General features: G+C 37.3%; 9 protein-coding genes. All 9 read left to right on the top strand.

Annotated features, from left to right (window positions below):
* The first annotated feature begins 33 nt into the window (after positions 1-33).
* The 9 genes from BM291_RS10655 (at position 34) to BM291_RS10615 (ending at position 11,415) form a co-directional block, all read left to right on the top strand.
* Positions 34-1,155: a glycosyltransferase family protein gene (locus BM291_RS10655; RefSeq protein WP_092897189.1), complete on the top strand. Its 1,122-nt coding sequence runs from the start codon at positions 34-36 to the stop codon at positions 1,153-1,155.
* Positions 1,156-2,439 carry a glycosyltransferase family protein gene (locus BM291_RS10650; RefSeq protein ID WP_092897187.1) on the top strand — a complete coding sequence of 428 codons (1,284 nt, stop codon included), beginning with the start codon at positions 1,156-1,158 and terminating at the stop codon, positions 2,437-2,439.
* Positions 2,432-3,592 (top strand): hypothetical protein, encoded by a 1,161-nt coding sequence (locus BM291_RS10645; RefSeq protein ID WP_139229077.1) that lies wholly within the window; start codon positions 2,432-2,434, stop codon positions 3,590-3,592. The genes BM291_RS10650 and BM291_RS10645 overlap by 8 nt, the downstream gene beginning before the upstream one ends.
* A complete protein-coding gene (locus tag BM291_RS10640) occupies positions 3,555-4,622 on the top strand; it encodes a glycosyltransferase family 4 protein (protein WP_092897183.1) in 1,068 nt (355 codons plus the stop codon). Before BM291_RS10645 ends, BM291_RS10640 begins: the two co-directional genes overlap by 38 nt.
* Positions 4,619-6,214, top strand: a complete 1,596-nt coding sequence (locus BM291_RS10635) for a glycoside hydrolase domain-containing protein (RefSeq protein ID WP_092897181.1) — start codon at positions 4,619-4,621, stop codon at positions 6,212-6,214. Before BM291_RS10640 ends, BM291_RS10635 begins: the two co-directional genes overlap by 4 nt.
* Positions 6,207-7,295 (top strand): DUF1972 domain-containing protein, encoded by a 1,089-nt coding sequence (locus tag BM291_RS10630; protein ID WP_092897179.1) that lies wholly within the window; start codon positions 6,207-6,209, stop codon positions 7,293-7,295. The genes BM291_RS10635 and BM291_RS10630 overlap by 8 nt, the downstream gene beginning before the upstream one ends.
* Positions 7,296-7,297: 2 nt before the next feature.
* Positions 7,298-8,983, top strand: coding sequence for a capsule assembly Wzi family protein (locus tag BM291_RS10625; protein ID WP_245786836.1), 1,686 nt, complete (start codon positions 7,298-7,300; stop codon positions 8,981-8,983).
* A 252-nt stretch (positions 8,984-9,235) separates the two neighbouring features.
* A complete protein-coding gene (locus BM291_RS10620; protein ID WP_092897175.1) occupies positions 9,236-10,540 on the top strand; it encodes a nucleotide sugar dehydrogenase in 1,305 nt (434 codons plus the stop codon).
* Positions 10,541-10,686: 146 nt separating this feature from the next.
* Positions 10,687-11,415 (top strand): polysaccharide biosynthesis/export family protein, encoded by a 729-nt coding sequence (locus BM291_RS10615; protein ID WP_092897518.1) that lies wholly within the window; start codon positions 10,687-10,689, stop codon positions 11,413-11,415.
* Positions 11,416-11,425 lie beyond the last annotated feature (10 nt).

Raw genomic sequence — 11,425 nt, 5'->3', positions numbered from 1 at the left:
AGTAAACAAGTACTTATATTATCCTATTCGGCTATGAACTCCGATCCACGGGTACTTCGCCAGATAGCTTTTTTCAGAAAGTATAATTTTGAAATTGTCCTGAGCGGATTGACCTATCAGGGTTCTGACGCTTTTTATCCCTTAGTCAAGGAAAAGTCTCGACTATCTAGAGCTGTAAAGCTTGGTGTCATGGTAGCTAGACTTTGTCGACCTAGAGTAAAAGAATTTCTCCATAATAGTAGTTTTGGTGAGCTCAGTAGTCACCCAGTGGAATTTGATTTAATTATTGCTAATGATGCGGAAACTTGGCCTTTAGCGATAGCTCTAAAGGATTCACATGCCAATGCTAAAATTGTCTTTGATGCGCATGAGTTCTATCCTCGACAGTTTACAGATGATTTAAAATGGAATTGGTTTCACAAGCGATTTGCTAATTTTCTTTGCAAAAAATTTATTCGTCAGGCAGATGTATTAATTACAGTATGTGATGGACTAGCCGACGCATATTCTACTTACACCAGCAAGGAGATTCCTGTTGTACTCAATGCGCCCAAATATCAATCTAAATTGAAGCCAAACGCCACCACTGGAACTATCCGACTTGTACACCATGGGATAGCAAATAGAAGTAGAAAAATTGAGAAGATGATAGAATTGATGGATTCTCTTGATTCTAGATTTGAACTGAATTTTATGCTAATGCCAACTGACGAGGCATATTTCCAAGAATTGAAAATTATGTCAGAAGGAAAAGCTATCAATTTTCTTGATACGGTAGAAACTGAAGCTATTCCAAGCTATCTCAATCAATTTGATATAGGATTGTTTTATTTGGAGCCAGTTAACTTCAATTACACCTTTGCGCTCCCTAATAAGTTTTTTGAATTCATTCAGGCCAGACTAGCAATCGCGATAGGACCCTCTACTGAGATGAAAAGAATTGTAGAGAAAGAATCATTAGGAGTGGTTGCTGAAGAATTTGATGTATTAAAGTTGGCTTACTCCCTAAATTCCCTTACCAGTAAAGATATTGATCAATTAAAGGCAAACACAGACCGAGTAGCTAGAAAATACTCTGCAGATCAACATGATAACTTTTACTTGGAATTGATACAGAAATGGAAGCTCCATTCTGAAATCGTAGATTTTTCTTGATTGAAAAAAATTCTTATCCTTACATACTACTTTGCTCCCTGTACGCTGACACCCTCTCAGCGTATCACTTTTTGGGCTCGGAACCTGAATCGACTTGGCTATTTCCCCACAGTGATTACACGTGAATGGACTGCTGAGACCCGTTCACATCAGGACACCAAGAGACGAATGGGAAACAATGTCAGACAAGAAATATTTGACACGCATGAAGTTTACTATCTGCCTTTTCAACCAGGGATACTAGACCGAGCCTACCTGACTTTTGGTGAATCAGCATTAAGACCAATTTTTTTACTCACCAAGTTGTTTGATGTGTTTATGGCTCGATTTACCCTAAAATTCACTTCCTACGCAAATTTTCTTTCACTTGCCAAAACCCTGTATAAAAAAAGTGAATTTAAAGCAACAATCATATCTGGTGAGCCCTTTTACTTATTCAGGATTGGCTATTCTCTCCATCGAGAATTGAATGTCAGATGGATTGCCGATTATAGAGATGATTGGAGTACCAATGAACTTCAGATGGAAAACTCAGGTGGAGCAATACGTAAATGCATTGCCAATATTGAATCCAAGTATGAGAAAAAATGGGTAGGCACCGCAGAATCTATTATTTCAGTGTCTTCAATTTACACCGATCGTTTGAGTAAGTTTTTAGGGAAAAAGGGCTTTACCATAGAAAATGGTTTTGAAGAGGAACTGTTAGAGTTAAAACCTGAGGAGTTATTTCCGGTTTTTACCCTCACCTACAGTGGGGTACTTTATCCGTCCCAAGATCTATCTGTGATCTTAGGAGCCTTGCAAATAGCATTAAATAACGGGCAACCTTTCCACCTATTATTTCTGGGAGCTGGTTTTGATGTGAAGCAAGGAAGAAGAATTGCAGATAGTATTCCTATTGACTTGAGACCATTCGTGAAAATAACCGATAGGCTTCCTAGAGCACTGGCCTTGACTGAATTGCATAAGTCTCATGCTTTTCTTGCCATGGCCTATGGAAGTATGAAAGGAATCCCAAGCAGTAAACTATATGAATACTTAGCACTGGGTAAACCTGTTTTATTATGTCCCTCAGACGCTGATGTGATGGAGCAAATGATAGCTGAGTCAGGACTTGGTTTTGTTGCAAACTCTGCCGAAGGCTGCTACCAGCAAATATTAAAGATCAAAGCTCACTATGAGCAAGGAGAAATACATGAGCTGAGAAAAAATTCTTTGTCAGAAATCATGAAATATTCTAGGTTCAATCAGTTGCAACATATTAAGGAGGTACTTGGTGACTAGTTCAGTTTTCGCAATTCAATCGACACGAGCAATAGGTAAAACTGGTTTGATACTGTTGGTTTTTCTGGTCTCCTCTTCCACTCTGATTAGTTTGCCTTTGGACAAAGTTGCGATGTTGGGTGTGTTGGGATTGCTGTTATTTCATCAGATTATTCTAAATAAATCACTTTCCCCTTCCTTACTTTTGCCTCTGATTGGTTTGGTGTCTTATTTCTTACTGCCTTACTTGTTGAACCTACCGCACTCTTCATTAATCATATTTTTCCCTGTGCTTGGATTGTTTTTTGCAGGTTTAGCCTCTCAGGAGGAGGGATTTCTAGAAATCATTTACTGGGCACTTTTTATTCATATTATAGCCGGAATTTTATTGGTTTTTAGTAGTTATCTAGTTGGGCATAATCCCCATGTACATCCCATGTACGACAAAGGATTACCTTTTCTTCATGCTGCTAAAGGCTTCACTACCACAGTACAATCCTATGGTTCTTTACTGATATCTTGGTTTCTGATCTTTTATTGGAAAAAAGAAACGGGAAGCCTGAGTAAAGTAGATCGCGTTGTCTATTGGATTGTTATACTTGGACTCATTCTTACTTTCAATAGAAATACACTGCTTGTATTCTATATCATACTTTTCTTCAAACATAGAAGAATCTTTATGGCTACAGTTCTGCTAGCAGTTTTATTCTATCTCTATTATTTCGAGTTTATCAATAAGTTGATTTTTAATGTAAGCACCTTGGATTCTAGGGCTGATTTACTTCAGGCTTTTAGAATTTCTTTTTTCGAAAACTCCTCTTGGAAAGAGTATCTCTTTGGCCATGGCAATAATATAGTAGAAGAAGTGATTGCCCGCACCACAAAATACCGTACAGGTTATATTGAAAATGGGACATCAGTCCTGCTTTACACCTATGGCTTTTTAGGCTATGTAGCCTATTTATGCGCTGTTTTTGTGATGTCAACCTTACTTTTTCTTAGAAAAAAGATATTTTATGCGGCCATGTTCTTCTATATTTTTTTAATAGCACAGCAATTTACCCATGAATTTTATGCTACTACGCTCTATTTAATGATCACAGTGTTTCTGATAATTCTAAATTCTAACTCTAAGAATGCAACCAAAAGTGGTGTTTTTTCACCTACTGAATAACTTCACTGGTAGTCCTCAGATTTTATCATCTGTGATAAATACGGCACTTAAGGAAGGTTTTCAGGTGAAACTTTATACGAGCACTTCCGAAGGATTTTTGTCGGAATTTGAGAGAAAAAATAATTTCTATAAAAGATCTGAACATAGAATCCTTACTCTTTTTTCGTTCTTTTTAAGTCAATTTTTACTTGCGATTAGGCTTGTATTTGAAAACAAAAAGTTTGAAAAAGTATATTACGTGAACACAATTCTTCCATTTGGTGCGATTCTCATGGGGAGATTGTTAGGGAAACGTGTGATCACACATGTGCATGAAAACGAAATTAATCCCAAACTTTTGAGTCAATTTCTCTTTTGGGTGGTACGCAATTTTTCTTCTGATGTAGTGGTAGTTTCTAACTATCTGAAAAACAACTCAAATCTGCAAGGGATAGATGCTCAAGTGATCTATAATTGTGTGACCAAGGATTTTGAAGAAAAATCGAAAGTGCAGAATAGTAAGCACGATTCATTTGAAGTTTTGATGCTTGCTTCCTTACGGCCATATAAGGGAGTAAGTGAATTTGTCAGCCTAGCGAAAAGACTTCCAGAAGTCAGTTTTACTTTGGTGCTAAGTGACGATATCAGAGACGTTAGCAAGTTTGAATTGTCAGATACTTTACCTTCCAATCTACAGGTGTATTCTGTGCAGAAAGATGTTCACCCATTTTTCAAAAAGGCTTCGCTGATTTTGAATCTGACTCATCCAGATCAATGTATTGAGACTTTTGGGATGACTATTTTAGAAGGGATGTATTATGGTTTGCCAGCTATTGTGCCTACGGCAGGTGGAGTGACAGAATTAGTAGAAAACGGAATTAATGGTTTTCAAATCAATTACCAAGAGTTAGATCAAATAGCTTTAGAAATTAAAAAAATGGCTCAAAATTCGTCACATTGGGCATTGTTATGCGAAGGAACAGTTGTGAAAAGAGCAGATTTTTCTCGAGAAAACTTCGTTGAGAGAATTTCTAATCTACTTAGATCATGAAAAAATCTCTTCTCATACTGGTTTTCTGGTTTATAAAAGTCATTACTATTGAAGCTCAGGTAACAGGTTTCTTCACCAGTTTTGAGGATTTCGGAGTAAAACTTTCAAATAATACTGAATTTAAAGCATGGCAGAATGAAACGTTGATTTTGCCTTTTGTAATCAATGCTGATACAATTAATTCTCTGAATTTTAAGGTGTCTGTTGATGCCAAAAATGTCAAAACTGAATTTGTACAACTACATTTAGTAGAAGGAGATTTATCTGCTGGCAATTGTGGGCAAGCGATCTCAGATGGTGTGTTTGAGAAGAAAATGTTTCCAGATCGTGCAGAAGTTTTAACCAACAACTCTTTTAAAGTAATCACTACAACCAGCTATGGTTTAGTGAAATTGGTTCTTCCAGATAAACTAAAGTCCGGAAAATATCCCCTGAAATTGACTTTGTCTCAAAATGGAGATGTTCAAATACTGAACGCTGTAATCCATGTGATTGACAGAAAGTTGCCGGAATTTTCGTCATTAAAGTATGAAATTGACTTTTGGCAATTCCCTCTTTCTATTTCCACATATTATAATATTGCGCCCTATTCTACAAAACATTGGGACAAAATCGCTTTGATGTTTGACGAGTTGAAGACGATAAATCAAGGAGTGGTTACTACTTCCATTTTCTATGACCTGTACAATACTTCTGTCAAACCACTAGACCAGATGATGATTCAGGTTTGTAAGAAGGAAGATGGATCTTTCACTTATAATTACTCCTTGTTTGAAAAGTATGTTGAATTGGCAGCCTCAAAAGGTATTTCCAAAGAAATTGCTGTGCATAATCTTTTTCCATGGAATTTGACTTACTTTTATTTTGATGAAGTAGATGGAGAAATAAAGTCTTTTGAATCAGAACCAGGAAGTCAGGTTTATAATGATTATTGGGCACCCTTTCTCCTTGACTTCGCATCATTTTTAAAGTCCAAAAACTGGATGGATAAAACAGTATTTTGGATTGATGAGCGAGATTTCACCCTATCAGAGAAGCTGATTAAGTACGTAAAGGATATTGATCCCTCATTTAAATTTGGATACTCAGGAAGATTTTCTCAAACACTTTCGGAGCATATATATGATTATTCACTTTCTAGCAATATTATTTTGGAGCCAGAGCAATTATTAGCTAGGAAATCAAAAGGATACAAAACAACCCTTTATACCTCTTGCTATGAAGTTCAGCCCAATATGTTATTGTCATCGAATTATAATGATGTTTACTTTTTAGTGATGCTTTCCAAAGCACAAGGCTATGATGGAATGTTGAGATGGGCTTTCAATCTCTGGTCTCCACAAATTATGAAATCAGCGTTATTTTCTGATTTACCATCTGGAGATAGCCATATTATATATCCTGAAGAACAAGTTTCTTTGCGCTATTTACTCTTAGTAGATGCATTGGAAGAAGTATTGAAAACTCAGGTAAAGTTTAAACATGAGGAAACACAACAACTATTGACTGCACATACCCGTTACTTTTTGCGGAATAATGAGAATGAACGAAATAGTATGGTAAGAGCAATGAAGAACTATTTAAATGATTAAGAAAAAACTTGCCATTGTAGGTATTGTCGGCGTTCCAGCCAACTACGGAGGATTTGAGACTTTAGTGGAATATCTGCTGGATCTACTTCCCAAATTTTATGATATCACCATCTATTGCCAAAGTCAAAGCTATCCGGAAAAAGTGGAAAGCTATAAAGGTGCAAAACTGAAATACTTGAAATTGAAAGCCAATGGGGTTCAAAGCGTAATTTATGATTCCGTTTCACTTTGGAAATCCATAAATGGTTTTGATTATATTTTGATCCTGGGTGTTTCGGGAGCCATTGCTATACCATTTGTCAAGCCTTTTACGCGCGCCAAGGTGATTACACACATTGACGGTCTGGAATGGAAGCGTGACAAATGGGGCGCTTTTGCCAAACGGTTTTTGAAATTTTCGGAATCTGTGGCGGTGAAGTATTCGGATGCCATTATTTCTGACAACAAGCACATCTTTGATTATGTGAAGAAAGAATACGGTAAAGATTCTCATTTGATAGCCTATGGTGCCAATCATGTCGCTCATGTAGATCATGCCTTATATCAGAAGAAATACTCTTTTATACATAAGCCTTATATTTTCACTGTTTGTAGAATAGAACCTGAAAATAATATAGAAATGCAACTCAGAGTTTTTTCGGAAAATGAACTGAACATTCCTTATGTAATTGTGGGCAACTGGAATTCAAGTGATTATGGAATGCGTCTGTACCAAGAATATTCTACCAAGAAGAATGTAATTCTGTACAATCCCATCTATGCCAATGAAGAGCTGAACGTATTAAGATCAAATTGTCACTATTACCTACATGGGCATAGTGCCGGCGGGACCAATCCATCTCTGGTGGAAGCAATGTACCTAGGTCTGCCAATCATTGCTTTTGGTGTGAATTATAACAGAGAGACTACTTTCAATCAAGCTATATATTTCAACGATTCAATCGAATTGCTTCATAAATTAGCTCATTTAGAAGAATTTGATAGAGAAGCAATATCTCAGACCATGTATAAACTTGCTCGAAAAAATTACTCTTGGAAAGCTATCAATAAGAAGTACGTAAACATGCTTAAATCCCTTTGAAATTGAGGTATTATTTCTTGTTTACTTGCTATGCTTTGGGACTGCTTATTTCGAATGCCACCATGTCTCAGACTATTCCTGCAGGTTTTCCTGTACTAGAAGAAAGTCTAAGAAGGCAACAGCTAGTAGGAGCTGAAGAGTTAAAGGATTTCTCTTTTGGACTAAGACCTATAGTGAGTCTAAAACAAAATCGCTTTAATGCATTAGATGATACGTTGCCTCTTCAAAAAAGTAATTTTCAACTAGAGCTCTTACCAATTTTGAGTACTACAGTTTTCAACTCCAATAGACCATATGGCTGGGGGAATTCTAGTATGATGAATAGCAAAGGAATTCAATCGCTTCTTTCTCCTGGGGTATATGGTAAAGTACTCTTCTTGAAATTCCAGTTCAGACCAGAGTTTGTAGCCAGCCAAAATAAAGCCTATCAAGGTTTTGGGGAGAATTACTCTGACAATACCCTTTTCGCCAGATTCAGGTATTGGAATTTTGGAGATCACCCCGAGCGTTTCACCAAAGAATATAATTCCTTTGCTTGGTGGGGCCAATCCTACGTCAGTTTAAATGCAGGACCAGTTGAACTTGGAGCTTCCACACAGAATATTTGGTGGGGTCCCGGCCAGTTTAATTCCCTGATTTTTAGTAATAATGCTAGGGGAATGAAGCACTTATACCTTCGCACTAGTCGTCCTGCTAATATCTTCATAGGAACACTAGAAGCTGAATTGATTATGGGTAGGGCAGAAGATTCTGGAATACTCCCATCCCAAAATGAACGCCTCAATGATATTTTTGCCAGACCTTTTAGAGGAGATTGGCGATATGTCAGCGGAATCACCATTACCTATCAGCCTGTGTTCCTGCCTAATTTTTTTGCAGGATTTAGCAGGACTTTCCAGCAATACAATGAAGATGTACCCAATACCTTCCGAGGCCGAATTCCAGTGCTTGAACCCTTCCAGAAAGTTAGACTATTCAGTAATGATAATTCTGTAGTTTACGATTCTCAGGGACAAGACCAACAGATAGCATTTTTCTTACGGTATTACAATTCAAAAGGTAATTTCGAAGCCTACGCAGAATTTGGTAAGCAGGATCACAGCTATGATTGGAGAGATTTTATTTTGAGTCCAGAGCATGCTAGAGCCTATCTTTTAGGTTTTTCCAAACTATTCAAAACAGGCAAGAAAGACCAGTATTATCAAGTACGGGGAGAAATCGTGCAACAAGCTGAGTCTGTCAATAGATACATTCGCTACCCAGATCTCAATTCAGGAAATACCAGTTGGCATACGCACTATCAAGTACGGGGATTCACCAATGAAGGACAATCTATGGGCGTAGGAATAGGTGTGGGCGGAAATGCACAGATTTTGGAAGTTGCCCAAGTTTCAGATATAAATAAGGTCGGAATTCTACTTCAGCGAATAGAAAACCATCAAGATTTTTACTACAGATCCTTTGGAGATAATCCCAACAAGAGACCTTGGATAGATTTCAGTATGGGAGTTCTATGGGATCATCAGTGGGATAAATTTATACTGAGTAGCAAAGCGCAAGTTATTCAGGGAGTTAACTATCAATGGGAGAATTTAGCGGGGTCTACTTCAGATTTTCCTAAGGGACAGAAGCTTTGGACTTTCTCCGGAACTTTAAATTTAATCTATCAGATTCACCACAAGAATTAGAAGTAAAGTTTAAAATCGCCTAAAACCTGTTAGTTTTGCTCCTTATTTGGAACGAGTAACTTTAGTACTCGTTTTAGCGAAAAATTAAGGTAACAATATGGCGGAGATCTTTTTAGAACTGAGTTGTATCAGTGAGGAAGTAAAGGTTGTCCTGCCAAACATGCTAAGTTCTGGGACTGAAAGAGCGAAGCTTTAGCAAATCAAAAAAGAGAGATCAGATTTTTAAATGGTTATTTTCAATAATAATTAGTAATGAGAGAAGATTTAAAAGACGTAAAAATTGCTATTATCGGCTTAGGGTATGTAGGACTGCCTTTGGCGGTAGAATTTGCTAAGAAATACCCTACAGTAGGATTTGATATAGATACTAAAAGAGTAGGAGAGCTTAATGGTGGTGTAGATAATACACGTGAAGTGGAGAATGATATGCTTCAAAAGGTATTGGTAAAGGGTTTTTCTTCTAGTGAGGAAAATGGACTTCTACCAACCAATCAATCTGAAGCACTTGCTGATTGCAATGTTTATATAGTGACAGTACCTACTCCTACGGATAAACATAACCGTCCAGTACTTACACCGATGCTTAAAGCATCTGAAAATATTGGTCAGTACCTGAAAAAAGGAGATGTGGTAATCTACGAATCCACTGTATACCCAGGAGTCACTGAAGACGAATGTGTGCCAGTATTGGAAAAGGTATCTGGACTGAAATATAATGTAGACTTTTTTGCTGGCTATTCCCCAGAGCGAATCAACCCGGGTGATAAGGAGCATACAGTTGCCAAAATACTTAAAGTTACTTCTGGTTCTACTCCAGAAATAGCTGAGTTTGTTGATCAATTGTACCTTACTGTAATCACTGCCGGCACGCATAAAGCTACTTCTATCAAAGTAGCTGAAGCTGCCAAAGTAATCGAGAACTCCCAGCGTGATATCAATATTGCTTTTGTAAATGAGCTTTCTAAGATCTTCAATTTGCTGGGAATAGATACTAATGAGGTGCTCGAAGCAGCAGGTACTAAATGGAATTTCTTGAAGTTCAAGCCCGGATTAGTTGGTGGCCATTGCATAGGTGTTGATCCGTTTTATTTAGCTCAAAAGGCACAAGAAATGGGATATCACCCTGAAATAATCCTAGCAGGTCGTCGATTGAATGATAGCATGGGAAAACACGTAGCTACAGAAGTGATCAAGTTAATGATGCGTAAGGACCTAAAAGTGATCGATGCTAAAGTGATGATTTTAGGCTTTACATTCAAAGAAGATTGTCCAGACGTGCGTAACACACGAGTGATTGATATCTACAATGAATTGAGAACTTACGATATCAACGTGGATGTATATGATCCTTGGGCTAACCCTATAGAAGTGAGCCATGAATACGGTGTGGACATCATGTCTGGCGCTGAAGCTCCAGATTTGTCTCCTTATTCTGCTATCATTCTTGCAGTTTCTCACAAGGAATTTGCAGGTCTTTCTTTAGAAAAATCAAAAACGCAAGTAATCTACGATGTGAAAGGTTATCTTGATAAAAGTCTGATTGATGCAAGATTATAATTGCTCAAAAATATATTGATAAAAATTTATACTAATTTAGCCGAAATTTTAAACAACCCATGTTCATGAATTCAATGAGAATCCTTCAATTTTTTGTTATAATATTCATGTTTTCTTCATGTGTGTCAAACAAAAAACTTGTTTACATGCAAGAGCTAGAAAATAGTACTGTCAACGTTTATTCAAGCGAGAAGTACGCGTATAATGAACAGAAATATAGATTTCAGAGCTATGATATAGTTGAAATTAATATCAAAACTACTAGCCCAGAGCTTAATGAGATCTTTAGCATTATATCTGGTGAAGCTGGAAGCACATCCATGAATATGAGTCAGAATGGGGGAGATGTATTCTTCATGAATGGCTACACATTGAATGAAGAAGGTATAGTTGAACTCCCTTTATTGGGCGAGATGAAACTTTTAGGATTGACTACAGAAGAGGCTAAGACTTTGATTGAAAAGAAGGTACAGGTCTATGTACCTGATGACGGGTTTTTTGTCAGAATAAGATTGGGTGGTATTAGATTTAGTGCTCTTGGCGAATTTAATGCGCCAGGCAAGCAAACAATTTTACAAAGTAGAGTTACAATTTTCGAAGCCCTTGCTGCTGCAGGTGACTTGACTACCATTGCAAAGCGTGATGAGATCATTTTACTTCGTCAGTACCCAGACGGTAGTCAGATCCACAAAATCAACCTGAACGATAGAAATCTATTAGGCTCAGAATTTTACTTTTTAAAGACTAATGATGTCTTGTATGCAGAACCACTTAAAGTTAGAGAGTTGGGAGCTGGTACAAACTTCATCCAGACTTTAGCCTTAATTACCTCAACAGTATCCACGATCGCCCTTATTTTGACTATTGTCAGATAATTTCTACTCA

It is taken from the genome of Algoriphagus aquimarinus (assembly GCF_900112005.1).
GTDB lineage: Bacteria > Bacteroidota > Bacteroidia > Cytophagales > Cyclobacteriaceae > Algoriphagus > Algoriphagus aquimarinus.
Note: the sequence above shows the minus strand (reverse complement) of the source record. Positions and strands in the feature narration are given on the sequence as shown.